Source organism: Micromonospora sp. H61 (genome assembly GCF_018070325.1).
Lineage (GTDB): Bacteria > Actinomycetota > Actinomycetes > Mycobacteriales > Micromonosporaceae > Micromonospora > Micromonospora salmantinae.
This window is the reverse complement of sequence record NZ_JAGPXY010000002.1, coordinates 83,086-97,287: the sequence shown is the minus strand read 5'-3', so window position 1 is coordinate 97,287 and position 14,202 is coordinate 83,086. Positions and strand designations below refer to the sequence as shown.

Sequence of the window (14,202 nt, the reverse complement as noted above, 5' to 3'; positions counted from 1 at the left end):
GCCACTCATGATCAACAGACTGCTCGTGGCCAACCGGGGCGAGATCGCCCGTCGGGTCTTCGCCACCTGCCGCGCGATGGGCGTGGAGACGGTCGCCGTGCACTCGGACGCGGACGCCGACGCGCCGTTCGTGGCCGAGGCCGACCAGGCCGTACGCCTGCCGGGGAGTTCGCCGGCCGAGACGTACCTGCGGGTCGACCTGATCCTGGACGCGGCCCGGCGCAGCGGCGCGGACGCCGTCCACCCCGGCTACGGGTTCCTCGCGGAGAACGCCGAGTTCGCGGCGGCGGTGACCGAAGCCGGTCTGACCTGGGTCGGCCCGCCGGCCAAGGTGATCGCCGCGATGGGCGACAAGCTGGCGGCGAAGGCGCTGCTCGCCGAGGCGGGCGTGCCGATGCTGCCGAGTTGGACCGACACCGACGAGATCACGGACTTCCCCGTGCTGGTGAAGGCGTCCGCCGGCGGTGGTGGCCGGGGCATGCGGATCGTCCGGACCGCCGACGAACTGGCCGAGGCCGTCACCTCCGCACGCCGCGAGGCGGCCGCCGCGTTCGGCGACGGCACTGTCTTCATCGAGCGGTACGTCGAACGCGGCCGGCACGTCGAGGTGCAGATCTTCGGTGACGCCCACGGTCGAGTGGTGGCCCTCGGTGACCGGGAGTGCTCGATCCAGCGCCGGCACCAGAAGATCGTCGAGGAGGCACCGGCGGTCGTTCCGGAGCGGGTGCGGGCGGCGTTGCACGAGGCCGCGGTGGCCGCCGGACGTGCTGTCGACTACCTGGGCGCGGGCACTGTGGAGTTCCTGCTCGCCCCGGGCGGTGAGGTCTTCTTCCTGGAGATGAACACCCGACTTCAGGTGGAGCATCCGGTCACCGAGCTGTGCACCGGGCTGGACCTGGTGGGGTTGCAACTGCTCGTCGCCGAGGGTGAGCCGCTACCGGCGGTCCTGCCGGCGAGCACGGGGCACGCGGTCGAGGTACGACTCTGCGCCGAGGACGCGGCGGCGGGTTGGCGGCCGGCCACCGGGACCCTGCACCGGTTCAGCGTTGGCGCGGTGGCGGCCGAGTTCGGTGGGCTGGCCGGGCCGGGTCTGCGGCTCGACTCGGGTGTGGTGGCCGGCTCGGTGGTCGGGGTGCACTACGACTCGATGCTCGCGAAGCTGATCGCCTGGGGTCGTACCCGCGCGGAGGCGACCCGGTTGTTGGCCGGCGCGCTGGCCCGGGCCGAGCTGCACGGGGTGACCACCAACCGGGACCTGCTGGTCCAGGTGCTGCGCAGCCCCGCGTTCGCCGCCGTGGATATCGACACGGGTTTCCTGGACCGGCACCCGGAGGTCTTCGCCCCGCTGCTCCCCGCCGACCGGCTGCCGATCACCGCTCTCGCCGCCACGCTGGCGGGTGCCGCGCACCGCAGGGCGACCGCACCGGTGCTGGGCGGGCTCCCCTCCGGTTGGCGCAACGTGCCCGCCGTTCCCCAGACCACAGGCTTCGTCGGGCCGGATGGCGACGAGATCGAGATCCGCTACCGGTTGGACCGGACCGGCCGGCTCGCCGACTGGTCCCGCACGTCGGCGGCCGAGGAGTCCGCCGAGCGGCCGACGGCACCCACAGTGGCGCTGGTCGAGGCCACCCCGGACCGGGTGGTGCTCGACGTCGACGGGGTTCGGCGCGCGTACCGCGTACACCGGGTGGGGTCGGCTGTCTTCGTGGACGGGCCGGACGGGGCGGCGAGCCTGGCCGAGCTGCCGCGTCTCCCGCTGCCCACCGCGGCGGTGGCGGCCGGGTCGCTGCTCGCGCCGCTGCCCGGCGTGGTGACCCGGGTGCACGTCCAGGTCGGCCAACGGGTCGCGGCCGGCGATCCGCTGCTCACGCTGGAAGCGATGAAGCTGGAACATCCAGTGCTCGCCCCGATCGACGGCGTGGTCGCCGAGCTGCCGGTGCCGACCGGCGGTCAGGTGCAGACGGGCGCCGTGTTGGCCGTTGTCGACGAAAAGGACCCCCGATGACCTTCGACCTCACCCCCGAGCAGGACCAACTGCGCGACGCCGTACGGGCGCTCGGCCGCCGGTACGGTCACTCCTACTTCGTCGAGAAGGCGAGGGCCGGCGAACACACCACCGAACTGTGGGCGGAGGCCGGACGGCTCGGCTACCTGGGGGTCAACATCCCCACCGAGTACGGCGGCGGGGGCGGCGGCATCACCGAGCTGGCCATCGTCTGCGAGGAGTTGGCGGCGGCGGGCTGCCCGTTGCTGCTGCTGGTGGTCTCCCCCGCCATCGCGGCGACAGTGCTCAGTCGGCACGGCACCGAGGAGCAGCGCAAGCGGCACCTGCCGGGCCTCGCCGACGGCTCCCAGAAGATCGTTTTCGCGATCACCGAGCCGGAGGCCGGTTCCAATTTCCACCGACTCGGCACTGTGGCTCGCCGCGACGGCGACGGCTGGCTGCTGAACGGCCGCAAGTGCTACATCTCCGGAGTCGACGAGGCCGGTCACGTGCTGGTGGTGGCCCGTGTCGCCGTCGATGACGGCCCAGCCGGTTCAGCGGATGCGTCTCCGCAGAAGCTCAAGCCGGCGCTGTTCCTGGTGCCGACCGACGCGGCCGGGCTGACCCGGTCCAAGCTGGACATGGAGATCGTGTCCCCGGAGAACCAGTTCCTGCTCTACCTGGACGACGTGCGGGTGCCCGCCGACGCGCTGCTCGGTGAGTCGCTGGACGCCGGGCTACCGGCGCTCTTCGCCGGGCTCAACCCGGAGCGGATCACTGTGGCCGCGATGGGCGCCGGCACCGGCCGGTACGCCATCGAGCGGGCCAGTGAGTACACCGTCACCCGCAAGGTCTGGGGTGGTCGGAGCATCGGCTCCCACCAGGGGGTGTCGCATCCGCTGGCACACGCGGCGGTGCAGGTGGAACTGGCCCGCCTCATGATCCAGAAGGCGGCCACCCTGTACGACGCCGGTCGCGACCTGGAGGCCGGGGTGGCCGGCAACATGGCCAAGTACGCCTCCGGGGAGGCCGCCGCGCTCGCCGTGGACACCGCCGTGCAGGTGCTCGGCGGGGCCGGCATGACCACCGAGTACGGGGTGGCGACCCTGCTCGGCGCCGTCCGGGCCGGCCGGATCGCCCCGGTCAGCCGCGAGATGATCCTCAACTTCGTGGCCCAACACGTCCTCGGCCAGGACAAGTCGTACTGACGCCCGCCCCGGCTGCCCGCCCCGCGCCCGGCGTTGCGTGATCGACTCGGTTTTCTTGAACTCGCGGTGTCCGAGGACCAGCGATGCCCCGACTTCCTGAGAACCGAGTCGATCAGCCACGGGCCGACGCCGGTGGGGCCGTCAGGCCGGGGTACGGCAGGCGGCGTCGATGCGGTGGACCGGGCGAACCCGACGGCCCATGCCCTCCAACAGTGAATCCTCGACGTGGAAGTCGTGAATGCGCAGTTGGTGGCGGGGCAACTCCTCCTCGCTCGGGCAGAGCACCTGGGCGCGGACCAGACCGACCGGGACGTACCGGACGCCGCCCCGTTCCTGAAGAATCACCATGTTGACGTCGTCGGTGGTGACCACGTGCCCGCGTACGTCCTCGGTGGGCCCGCTCTCCGGGCCCACCGTGGTGACGGTCAGCGGCAACACCGGTGTGGTGATCACCGGCACGGCGGCCCAGATCAGGGTGGCCAGCACCGCCACCTCGGTCACCGACGCCAGCGGTCGGATCACCATGCCCGGCAACGGCCCCGCGACGAACAGCGCCAGCAGCGGGGGCACCACGATGAGCGCCAGCACCAGCCACTCGTCGCCCTGCCGCATCGCGTCGCGCATCGTCGGCAGCATCAGCCAGCCGTACCCGGCGAGCAGCGCGCCCATCAGCAGCACCCGAGGCACTACCCGTTCGTGCAGCCGCGCCGGACGCAGTTGGAACGCGGCCACGAACGCCGGCAACAGCAACGGCAGATAGAGCAACGGCCAGGTGATCAGGGCGAGCAGGAAGCTGGCCAGCACCACCCAGGCCGGCGTGATGTCGGCCCAGCGAGCGAAGAGCGGGCGGCGGCGGGTGCCCGGCGGAAGTCGATCCGCGCTGACGGCCAGCACCGCGCCGAGCGCGAAGACCGCGACCAGCCCGGTGGAGAGCAGCCGGGCCGCGGTGGTCAGGAAACCGGCGAGCAGGTTGACCGGCCCGACGTTGGCCACCAGCAGCAGCGTGGTCTGCAGCTCACCGCCGGCCTCCACGCCGAGGCGGAGCACCGAGAAGATCGCTGGTACGCCCACCACGGCCGTCCAGAACGACTGGCTGGCGCGGGCGCGCCGCTCCGCCGGATCCCAGCGGACCCGTCCCGGCTCGACGTCGGCGACGATCGGGTCGGCCGGTTCGGCGACCGGCACTCCGGCCGGCCAGGCAATGTCACCTTCCGCGCCGGTCGCTGGCCGATCGACGGCCGGCGGTGCTGCGGCCGTACCGTCGATCGCCGGCGCCTCGTCGCCGTGGGGCACTGACGTGCGGGGCGGCGGGACCGGGCCGTCGCCGCTGGTGGCGGTCGGTGCCGCGCTCACTTCGCGGGCGCCTTGTCGTCGAAGTCGACAAGCTTCGGCACCTCCAGCGGCTGCGGCTGGCGCTTCTCGGCCTTCAGCCAGGGGCCCAGGGTCCGGTTGTACGCGGTCTGCCACGGGCTGGCATCTCCGTCGCGGCCCTGCACGTAGCTCTTCTGCAGGAAGAACGCGACCAGGTCGCGCAGCGCGGGATCACCGATCGGCACGCCGACGCCCAGCAACTCGCTGGTGCCGAACGGCATGTCCACGATCTCGAACTCCTTGGGGAAGCTGGCCAGGAAACCGGCGAGGATCGACTCGTCGGAGCTGACCGCGTCGTACCGGCCCTTGCGGATGCCATCGACGCAGTCGCCGACGTCCTTGACCACGAACGTCTTGACCTGGTGCTTCTCCAACTCGGCCTCGGTGGTGGAGCCGCCGCTGGTACAGACCTTGTACGCCGGGTCGCGCAGATCCTCAATGGTGCGGATCTTGTCCTTGAGTCGAACCGGCACCATCACCTCCTGCGTGGTGACGAAGTACGGCCCGGCGAAGCTGACCAACTGCTTGCGGTCTTCCGTCATGGAGAAGCTGGAGACCACCAGGTCGACGGTGCCACCCTGCAGCGACGGGATGCGGTCCTCGGTGGCGACCGACACGAACTCCAGCCGCTGTTCCCCCTCGTAGCCGAGGGAGGCCGCGACGTACCGGGCGATCTCGACGTCGAACCCGACGTGCTGGCCGTTCCGCAACTCACCCATCAGCGGCTCGTTGGTGGCGACACCGATCCGGAGCTTCGACTGACCGTAGATGTGCGTCTCGCGCATCTTTTCCTGCACGGAGGGCAGGTCCGGTTCCTTCCGGCTGTCGCAACCGGCCGCGGCGGCGAGCACGAGAGTGAGAGCGACCGCCAGCGTCGACGCGATCGAGCGGAGCCGGGACTGCGAACTGCCTGAGTTCATGGGCGACCTCGCTACCGGAAGGGCCTGCGGAACACCGAGAGTAGCCGTTCTTGTCCAATCCGTGTGGGCGCGGTGGACCCTGTCGAGCGGGTGGCTCGGATCGACGTCGATCGGCGCGGCGGTCGGGCTCTGCGGTTGACAGCCGGCCCAGTCGCGACATGCTGGACGGGTGAGCCGATTGTCCAGACCCGATGCGCGCACGGTGGCGGTGCTCGCGGCGCTTGGGGCCCTAGCGCCGCTGGTCATGCTGGTCGTGTGGCGCCGACAGGACCTCCTCGGCGTGGTTCTCGCGCTGCTCTGCGTGCTAATGACCATGGTCGCCGGGGTCGCGGTCTCCGCCGCCCGTCAGGTCGACGATCCGGAGCCGGCGGACCGGTCGGCAGTCGTCGGGCCGCCCGAGCTGATGCCGTACGGAATCGACGCGGACACCCTCGACGCTCTGGACCCCAGGGACGCGTTGCGTGCGGTGCGTGACCGCCGACGCGGGTCGAACGGGCTCAGCGGCCGGTGAGCGTGGGCGCGGAGAGCGCGTCCACGCCGCGCCCCGCCAGACACCGGTAGGTCCGGTCGATGCTGCCGTCGACCGGCGGTAGGACCTCCAGGTGCCAGCCGGTCGCCTCGGCGATCCCGGTGGTCAACCGGAACGTCCTGGCGCTGCACACCTGCCGCACCGGCTCAGCGGCGGCCACCTCGTCGTAGTCGGCGCCGACCAGCGACACCGGCAGGATGCCCTCGGCGTACGTCTCCCAGGTGTGCCGGCCGGCGCAGGACAGCCGAGCCGCCTCGGCGCGGCTGCCGCGTATCCGCATCGGGCCGAAGCACTCCAACTCGGGCAGGCACCGGGCACCCTCGGGCAGGGCGGTGGGCGCACCGGTGCCGGTCGCGCAGCCGGGCAACGGCCCGGTCGCCGGTGCGGCGATCTGCGTGGCCGACGGGTATGGGGGGGTTGGTGGCGCCCGGTCGGCGACCCAGGCCCCGGCGGTCGCGGAGGCGGCGAGCGCGAGCACCCCGGCGCCGCCGAAGAGCCAGCGCCGCCACCGTCGACCGGCGGGGTCGCTTCGCTGAGTGTCCTCGATGGGCGGTCGGGGCACCGGCTGGCTGGCCGCGTACGGGCCGGAGAGCGTGACGGCGCCGCCGACCGGAGCGCCGCTGACCGGTGCCGCTGGTGAGCCGAGTGGCAGGTTGCTGAGCAGGTCGTGCAACTCCAGGGCGGAGGGACGCTCGCCCGGGTCGTTGGCCATGCCGACGCGCAGCACGTCGATCAGCTCGTCCGGGACCCCGGGCAGGGCGGGGAGCGGCTGGTTGAACATCTCCAGCACGGTGACCAGGCTCGGGTTGCGCTCGGACTGCCAGCGCGGTGGCCGGCCGTGCATCACCGCGTAGAGGGTGGCGCAGAGGGCGTACACGTCGACGGCCGGCGACGGCGGGCTGTGGCTGAACATCTCCGGCGGCGCGTACGCCGGGGTGAGCACCTCCAGGGTGACCGAGGCGTCCCGGTGCTCGGCGAGGACGGCGAGCCCGAAGTCGGCGAGCACCGCCGAGTTGAAGTGCGAGTAGAGGATGTTCGCTGGTTTCACGTCGCGGTGCAGCACCCCGGCGGCGTGCGAGTGGGCCAGCGCGTCCGCGATCTTGATGCCGAGGTCACGGGCCTCCACCGGGCCGAGCGGCGAGGTGCGCATCCGTTCGGCGTACGAGCCGTCGCAGAGCTCCATGATCAGGTAGGGGTGCTGATCGACTGTGACCCCCACGTCGAAGAGGTCCACCACGTGCGGGTGTGACGACATCCGGCCGGCCGCCCGCGCCTCGCGCAGGAAGCGGGCCTGATCGCGCTCGCTGTCCAGCGTCCGGTTCTCCACCTTGACGGCGACCTCGCGACCCACCGAGATCTGGGTGGCCTGGTAGACGGTCGCGTACCCGCCCCGGGCAAAGACCCGCAAATCGGTCAGGCCGGGCACGATCGGCACTGGCAGGCCGCCGGTCGGGGTGTCGGTCACCGCTCGAAAATACCCAACCCGACCGATGGCTCAGCGCACCGCGTCCGCCGGAGCCGCACCGGTGGGACCGGTACCCTCCTCGGCGACCGCAGTCGTCCCGGCACCCTCGGACGATCCGACCCCGCCGGCCGGGATGCCCCGCCGGGCGTCCAGACGCAGACCGATGGCGGTGGCCACGGCGCCCAGCCCTTCCCACGCCGCCACCCCGAAGAACCGCTCGGGAGCGATGTCGGCCAGCACCGCGATGGTGAACACGGTGAACGTGACCAGCCGGAAGACCACTGTGAACCGGTAGAACGCCCGCCACTCGGTCACCGTGGCGAGCAGGTAGTAGACGCCCATGTTGAAGGCCGCCATCGAGGACGCCAGCAGGAACGTCCCGGTGTGATCACCGACGGCCCGCGTCGCCGGCACCTCGAACCCGAGCATGCGCAGCTGCGCCTCCGGCCAGAGCAGCCCAACCGCGCCCATCACCAGCGCCAACACGCCGAAGACCGCGATGGTCCAGCCCGCGATGGATCGCGGCAGCTTCATGAAGGGCCTCCCCAGGCACGGCGACGGTCACCACTGTGGACCCGTACGCGGTGGTGACACGCTAGCCGCTCCCCCCGACCACCACATCCCCGGAACCGGCAAAACCCTGCACCCCCACCCCCAGGGTCGCGTTGATCAAGAGCTTTCGGTCATCGGCGGCCCGAATTCTGACCCAAACCTCTTGATCAACAGCGGAGGGTGAGGGGGCAGGGGTTAGGGGGTTAGGGCTGGGCGGTTGTTAGGCGGGTGTGGAGGGCGTCGGCTGCGGCTCGTTCGCTGCGCTGCTCGGTGGCGTACGCCAGGCGGACCGCCTCCTGCGCACACGACAGCGCCTCCGCCGGGCGACCGCAGGCGGCCAACGCCTCGGCCAGCACACTCGCCGCGATCACCTGGCTGCGCACGTCCTCGGCCGGCGCGGTGACCGCCCGGCGCGCCCAGTCCAACGCCTGCTCCCGCTGACCGTGAGCGAGCAGCGCCGCAGCGTACTGGGCCATCGTCTGACGGCGGGAGAAGAGCAGCGACGGGGCGTTCGCGGCGGCCGTGGCCACCGGGGCCAGCAGCCCGACCGCTGTCGCCGAGTCGCCGGCCGCGAGACGGGCCGTCGCCAGCAACACCCGGGGCGCCACCTGCGCCGGCGCCTGCGGGTTGTGCGGCTCCACTGCGGTCAGCACCGCGCGGGCCACCCGCTCGGCCGTCTCGCAGTCGCCCATGTCCAACGCGACGAAGCCGCGCAGTGTGCCGGCCATCCCGGTGAGCAGCGGATGCGAGGTGCGCTCCGCGTACGCCAGGGCGTCGGTGAGCAGGTCCGCAGCGTGCTCCGGCTCGCCCAGGCCACGCGCCACCACCGCCCGGACCACCAGGGCGAACCCACGCCCCCAGTCGTCGGACGCGGCGGCGAACTCCCGGTACGCCCGCCGGGCCTCCCGGTCCGCCTCGGCCAGGTCACCCAGCTCGGCCGTGGCGAACGCCGCCACCGCCCGCAACGTGCCCACCGCCCACGCCTCACCGACCCGCTCGCCGAACGGCAGGAACACCTGCGCCATCCGACACGCCTCGCGCAGTCGACCGGCGAGCAGCCGGGCGAACGCCGTGGTGCCACGCAGCCAGGCCCGCCCGTACGGGTCCTTCAGCTCGGCGAAGAGCCGGGCGGCCCGGCCGAGCACCGCGTCGGTCCCGGCGAAGTCACCCCGGGTGGTGGTCACCCAGGCCAGGTTCTGCAGGGACCACGCCTGCCCACGTCGGTCCTGCGCACCGAGGCTGACCTGGTACGCGGCCGCCAACCGGCTGCTCGCCTGACTCAGCCGCCCCGCCACGAAGTCGGCCATGCCGAGCCGGCGCATCGCTGTGGCCCGCTGCGTGGGCAGCCGCCCCTCGGTGGCCACCTGCAACGCCTCCTGCCAGGCGGTCACCGCCCGGCCCTGATCGCCGAGGGTCTCCTGGGCCTGCCCCGCCAACAGCAGCGCACTGACCCGGGTGACCTCGTCCCCCGCGTTCGCGGCGATCTTCTCGGCGTACGCCAACGCGTCGGTGACCCGGCCGACCTGGAGCAACGCTCGGGCGTGCACCACCCGATCGGCTGCCGGCACCCCGTCGCGGGCCAGTTCGGTGGCGCGCTCGGCGTACTCGACGGCCATTGCCGGCTCACCGGCGGAGAGCGACCGGCGGGCGGCCCGGCCGAGCGCGGCCACGCCGAGCGGAACCACCGCCCGGGCCGGCGCGTCCGGACGTAGCTTCACCGCGTCGGCGAGCGTGGCGGCCCGCTCGACGTGCGTCGCCACGAAGTCGTCCCGGGCCTCGTCGGTGAACCCGCCCACAGTGCTGGCAGTGGTCTCGTCCGCCGGAGCCGCCCAGCGGGCCAGCGCCGCGTGTCGCTCGGCCAACTCGGCCTTGCTCACCCCGGCGTACGCGGCCTCGCGCATGAGCGGTGTGGCGAACGAGTAGCCGGCCCGCGAGCGGTGCAGCATGCGGCGTTGCAGCAACTCCTCGACCGCCCGGTCGAGCTCGACCGCGACCACTGCCGACGGCCGGCCGTCGCGACCGCCACGCTGCTCCCGCATCGCCTCCAGCGCGCCGGTCGGCACCGTGTCACCGGTGACCGCGGCGTCGCGCAGCACCGACCGGGCGTCCGGCGGCAACGCGTCGATCCGGGCCGCGAGCACGGCGGCGAGGTCCCGGGAGAGCAGTCGACTGCCCAGCGAGCCCGGTACCAGCCGCCAGCCGGTCGACCCGCTCTGCTCCCGCTCGCCGGAGCCGGACCGATCCACCGTGGCACCCCGCGTCGAGGCGGCGCCGCGCACTGATTCCGTGGTGAGCGCGCCCCGTTCGATAAGCAGGGTGACCAGCTCAGCCAGGTAGAACGGGTTGCCCTGCGCGGTGGCGAGCAACCTGTCGGTGTCGGCCTGCGGCAGCTTGCCGCCGCCGAGGTAAGTCGTGAGCAGCCGGGCCGCGTCGGCACCGCGCAGCGGCGGCAGCGAGTGCACCTCGGCGTCCGCGACCCGGGTCAGCGCGCCAGCGGTACGCACCAACTCGGGCCGGCCGAGCAGCAGCACCAGCACCGGGCCGGTGAGCCTGGACAGGGTCAACCCGAGGGCCTTGATCGTCTCGGCGGTGGCATCGTGCAGGTCGTCCACCACGATCACCAGCGGCGCCTCCGAGGCGAGCCCACTGAGCAGGTCGGCGACAGCGTTCGGCACCACCTCGGCGTCCGCGGCCGGAGTGCCCGATCCACCCCACTCACCGCTGTCGCTGCCGCCGTGCGCCGGGAGTTCGGCGTAGCCGAGCAGGGCCAGCAGTTGCTCCGTGGAGATCGGCGGTGTCTCCGCACCGGAGCGGGCGAGCCGCTGCCCGAGCCGGCGCAGCCGCTCCTCGACCGCCGGGCGGGTCAGCGCTGTGGACGCGTCGCTGGGCAGACCGACGGCGGCCCGCACCAGATCGGCCAGGGGCGCGAGCCGTCGCCGCTCACCGAACGCGGCACAGCGCACCGAGAGCACCCGGGCCCCGGTGTGCGCCGCGTACCGGCCAGCACCGACGTCGTACCCGGCGGCGAGGCGCTCCACCTCGGCGGCGAACCGGGACTTGCCGATGCCCGCCTCGGCGGTCATCAGCAGCACCCGCGGGTCGCCCTGGTCGATCACCTCGGCGAGCCGGCCGGCGACCCGACCGATCTCCGTCTCCCGGCCGACGTACGGCGCCTCGTCGCCCAGCCCCGAGCGGGTGCCCGGCGCGTCCAGCAGACCCAGCAGCTCGTACGCCTCGACCGGCTCACGCTTTCCCTTGAGCCGCAGCGGGCGCAGCGCCCGCCAGGAGGAGACGTGTCTGGTGGCCGCGGCGGTACGACCACCTGCGTAGACGGCCCCGACGGCGGCGGCGTCGGCGAGCCGGGCCGCGGTGTTCACCGTGTCGCCGATGACCGTGTATTCAATGGCGGCCTGGATGCCCGCGATGACGTCGCCGGTGTTCAGCCCGACTCGCAGCCCGAGCGGCGCGCCGCCGCCCCGCTCGTCGTCGAGCACCCGGCGGACGGCCCGTTGCATGGACAGTGCGGCCCGGACGGCACGTTCGGCGTCGTCCTCGTGCGCCACCGGGGCGCCGAAGACCGCCATGATGCCGTCACCGGTCAGCTTGTCGACGTGCCCGCCGAACGTCTTCACCGCACCGGCGAGGGCGGCGAGCACCCGGTCGGTGACCGCGCCGACGCGTTCCGGGTCGAGATCCTCCGACCAGGAGGTGAACTCGGAGAGGTCGCCGAAGAGCACTGTCACCACCCGGCGCTCGGCCGCCGGCAACGTGGCGGCGGCCGGCAGCGCGGCGCCACAGTTGTGGCAGAACCGCGCGCCGGGAACGGCAACGGTTCCACACACGGGGCAGGTCACATGTGCTCCAACCCACTGACCCCGGGCGCGGATTCCCCGGTGTCGACGCCCAGGTACTCCAGCTGCGCCCGGACCGACCATTCGGCTGCCCACCAGAGTGAGCGGTCCACGTCCGCGTAGACCGTCGCCACCACGTCGGCGGGGGTGTGGGCGCCAGCGGCGACCGCCGCCCGGACCTGGTCGAGCCGGGCCCGGCGGTGGGCGAGGTAGAAGTCGGCCGCGGCGGCGCAGTCGGCCAGTGCCGGGCCGTGTCCAGGCAGCGCCGGGATCCCCCGGTACGCCGAAAGCAGCTCCAGGCTGCTCAGATAGTCACCGAGGTGACCGTCGGGATGGGCGACCACGGTGGTGCCCCGGCCGAGGATGGTGTCACCGGTGAGCACCACCCGCTCGTCGCCGTGCTCGACCAGGAAGCAGACCGAGTCGGCGGTGTGCCCTGGCGTCTCCAACAGACTGATCTGCAGACCGAAGCCGCCGAAGTGCTCGCCCGGCTCGGTCAGCGGCTCGCCGCCGATGGTGTGCGCCGGGTCGACGGCGAGCACGTGCACGCCGCCGAGCAGCTCACTCAGCCGGGCCGCGCCCTCGGTGTGGTCGGGGTGGCCGTGGGTGATCAGGATCAGCCCGACCGGACCGTGTTCGGCGATCCGGGTCAGGTGCCCCTCGTCCGCCGGCCCCGGGTCGACCACGATGCCGGACTCGGCCGCCGGGGCGCGCAGCACCCAGGTGTTGGTGCCGTCGAGGGTCATCGGCCCCGGGTTCGGCGCACGCAGCAGTGAAACCCAGCGGGGCAACTCGTCGGCAAGCGCCGCCACCGCCCCCGTCACGTGCCCGCTCATGGCTGCGATCGTACGACCCCGCCCGCCACACCCCACGATCTTGCACTTGCGGCCCCTGATTCATCCCGGTTCAGGGCTTTCGTCCGAGCAGGAAGTGCAAGATCGGGGGGCGATGGGGACGCGTCAGGCGACCTCGACGATCAGCTCGATCTCCACCGGGGCGTCCAGTGGCAACTCGGCCACACCCACCGCGCTGCGCGCGTGCCGGCCGGCCTCCCCGAAGACGGTGCCGAAGAGATCCGAGGCACCGTTGATCACGGCGGGCTGGCCGGTGAAGCCGGGCGCGGAGGCCACGAACCCGGTCACCTTGACCACCTTGACCACGTTCTCCAGACCGACCAGCGAGTCGACAGCGGCCAGCGCGTTGAGCGCGCACCGCTGGGCCAGATCCTTCGCCTGCTCGGCGGAGATCCCGGCGCCGACCTTGCCGGTCGCCAGCAACTTGCCCTCGGCCATCGGCAACTGGCCGGAAACGTACACGTGCTGCCCGGACTGCACGGCCGGGACGTAACTGGCCACCGGCGGCACGACCTCGGGCAGGTCGAGACCCAGCTCGGCGAGCTTCGCGTGCGGACCGTTGCTCACGCCTTGGGCCGCTTCAGGTAGGCGACCAGCTGGTCCGGATTCGGGCCGGGGACCACGGCGACGAGCTCCCACCCGTCCTCGCCCCAGTTGTCGAGGATCTGCTTGGTCGCGTGGACCAGCAGCGGGACCGTGGAGTATTCCCACTTCTGCATCGCTGAAGGGCTCCCTCTCGGTGCGGAATTGTTCGAGGGACAGCCTACGGTCCGCTGGCCGGACGAGGTACGGGACGCTGCTCCGGCGCGGCCGGCAGCTCCCCGCAGCGCCCTTCGTGCTCGTACCCCTGAGGGCAGCGGGACCGGTCGGGCAGCAACAGGTCACAGAAGACCCGGTGCCGGTTGTTCTGATCGTCGGCGTTGGAGACGGTCGTCTCGCCGGCGTCCAACTCGGGCAGGAAACCCAGGGACACCGCGACCCGGCCGGCCAGCACGGTCGCCGCCGCCAGGTTCGGCACCCGGATCGGCAGGTGGATGACGAAGCCCGGCTCGTCGTCCTCGCGGGTCCGCTCGGCGGGCTGGCTCGGCACCCGGGCCGTCTCCGCCTGCTCCGGCATCCGGCGGTACGACCGTTCGTTGATCGGCTGGTTGGTGACCTGCCCGCCGGCCTCGACCACGGACCCGGGCCGGCGAGGCCGGTCGTTCGTCGGGAACTGGGTGCGAGGGATGTTGTCCGCGTCGCGCATGTACTGCCTCCGGTCGTACCTCTCGGACCATGCTTCCGGTCCGGACCCATTCGTCCGTTCCGGCCCCCGCACCGGGACGAAGGTAGGTCTGTGGCAACGGTCCCGCCAACAGGACGCGCACAAGAGGTCACCAACAGTCACATATGCGACACACCGCAGGTCGGGGGCCCGACACCGAAACCGACGCGGGTACCGCTCACCGGATCGCTGGCCCGCTCGGCA

At 72.6% G+C, this 14,202-nt stretch carries 12 protein-coding genes; 3 read left to right on the top strand and 9 right to left on the bottom strand.

Going from position 1 to position 14,202, the window contains the following annotated elements; translation table 11 throughout:
- Nucleotides 1–7 precede the first annotated feature (7 nt).
- Both KBX08_RS01955 and KBX08_RS01950 read left to right on the top strand, forming a co-directional pair.
- Nucleotides 8–2,005, top strand: a complete 1,998-nt coding sequence (locus tag KBX08_RS01955) for a biotin carboxylase N-terminal domain-containing protein (protein WP_210780785.1) — start codon at nt 8–10, stop codon at nt 2,003–2,005.
- Nucleotides 2,002–3,192: an acyl-CoA dehydrogenase family protein gene (locus tag KBX08_RS01950; RefSeq protein ID WP_210780784.1), complete on the top strand. Its 1,191-nt coding sequence runs from the start codon at nt 2,002–2,004 to the stop codon at nt 3,190–3,192. Before KBX08_RS01955 ends, KBX08_RS01950 begins: the two co-directional genes overlap by 4 nt.
- A 141-nt stretch (nt 3,193–3,333) precedes the next feature.
- On the opposite strand, the gene KBX08_RS01945 is transcribed toward KBX08_RS01950, so the two are convergent.
- Together KBX08_RS01945 and KBX08_RS01940 are read right to left on the bottom strand one after the other, a co-directional pair.
- Nucleotides 3,334–4,545 carry a hypothetical protein gene (locus KBX08_RS01945; protein ID WP_210780783.1) on the bottom strand — a complete coding sequence of 404 codons (1,212 nt, stop codon included), beginning with the start codon at nt 4,543–4,545 and terminating at the stop codon, nt 3,334–3,336.
- On the bottom strand, nt 4,542–5,483 hold the full coding sequence (locus KBX08_RS01940) for a transporter substrate-binding domain-containing protein (RefSeq protein ID WP_210780782.1): 942 nt from the start codon (nt 5,481–5,483) through the stop codon (nt 4,542–4,544). Before KBX08_RS01940 ends, KBX08_RS01945 begins: the two co-directional genes overlap by 4 nt.
- Before the next feature lie 169 nt (nt 5,484–5,652).
- Between KBX08_RS01940 and KBX08_RS01935 the strand changes: the two genes are divergently transcribed.
- A complete protein-coding gene (locus KBX08_RS01935; protein WP_210780781.1) occupies nt 5,653–5,994 on the top strand; it encodes a hypothetical protein in 342 nt (113 codons plus the stop codon).
- On the opposite strand, the gene KBX08_RS01930 is transcribed toward KBX08_RS01935, so the two are convergent.
- The 7 genes from KBX08_RS01930 to KBX08_RS01900 form a co-directional block, all read right to left on the bottom strand.
- The gene (locus tag KBX08_RS01930) at nt 5,981–7,477 is read right to left on the bottom strand and encodes a serine/threonine-protein kinase (protein WP_210780780.1); all 1,497 of its coding nucleotides are present in this window, start codon (nt 7,475–7,477) and stop codon (nt 5,981–5,983) included. The genes KBX08_RS01935 and KBX08_RS01930 overlap by 14 nt on opposite strands.
- Before the next feature lie 30 nt (nt 7,478–7,507).
- On the bottom strand, nt 7,508–8,011 hold the full coding sequence (locus KBX08_RS01925) for a hypothetical protein (protein WP_210780779.1): 504 nt from the start codon (nt 8,009–8,011) through the stop codon (nt 7,508–7,510).
- A 221-nt stretch (nt 8,012–8,232) separates the two neighbouring features.
- Complete coding sequence (locus KBX08_RS01920; protein WP_210780778.1) at nt 8,233–11,883, bottom strand: adenylate/guanylate cyclase domain-containing protein; 3,651 nt, start codon at nt 11,881–11,883, stop codon at nt 8,233–8,235.
- On the bottom strand, nt 11,880–12,716 hold the full coding sequence (locus KBX08_RS01915) for an MBL fold metallo-hydrolase (protein ID WP_210780777.1): 837 nt from the start codon (nt 12,714–12,716) through the stop codon (nt 11,880–11,882). Before KBX08_RS01915 ends, KBX08_RS01920 begins: the two co-directional genes overlap by 4 nt.
- 123 nt (nt 12,717–12,839) lie before the next feature.
- Nucleotides 12,840–13,301, bottom strand: a complete 462-nt coding sequence (locus KBX08_RS01910; protein ID WP_091403351.1) for a RidA family protein — start codon at nt 13,299–13,301, stop codon at nt 12,840–12,842.
- Nucleotides 13,298–13,453 (bottom strand): DUF4177 domain-containing protein, encoded by a 156-nt coding sequence (locus KBX08_RS01905; RefSeq protein ID WP_007466198.1) that lies wholly within the window; start codon nt 13,451–13,453, stop codon nt 13,298–13,300. Before KBX08_RS01905 ends, KBX08_RS01910 begins: the two co-directional genes overlap by 4 nt.
- A 44-nt stretch (nt 13,454–13,497) precedes the next feature.
- Nucleotides 13,498–13,980 (bottom strand): hypothetical protein, encoded by a 483-nt coding sequence (locus tag KBX08_RS01900; RefSeq protein WP_210780776.1) that lies wholly within the window; start codon nt 13,978–13,980, stop codon nt 13,498–13,500.
- Nucleotides 13,981–14,202: the final 222 nt, after the last annotated feature.

Coding starts and splice junctions, on each gene's coding strand:
- KBX08_RS01915 (WP_210780777.1), bottom strand. CDS start 12,716: ATGAGCGGGCACGTGACGGGGGCGGTGGCGGCGCTTGCCGACGAGTTG.
- KBX08_RS01940 (WP_210780782.1), bottom strand. CDS start 5,483: ATGAACTCAGGCAGTTCGCAGTCCCGGCTCCGCTCGATCGCGTCGACG.
- KBX08_RS01950 (WP_210780784.1), top strand. CDS start 2,002: ATGACCTTCGACCTCACCCCCGAGCAGGACCAACTGCGCGACGCCGTA.
- KBX08_RS01925 (WP_210780779.1), bottom strand. CDS start 8,011: ATGAAGCTGCCGCGATCCATCGCGGGCTGGACCATCGCGGTCTTCGGC.
- KBX08_RS01955 (WP_210780785.1), top strand. CDS start 8: ATGATCAACAGACTGCTCGTGGCCAACCGGGGCGAGATCGCCCGTCGG.
- KBX08_RS01900 (WP_210780776.1), bottom strand. CDS start 13,980: ATGCGCGACGCGGACAACATCCCTCGCACCCAGTTCCCGACGAACGAC.
- KBX08_RS01905 (WP_007466198.1), bottom strand. CDS start 13,453: ATGCAGAAGTGGGAATACTCCACGGTCCCGCTGCTGGTCCACGCGACC.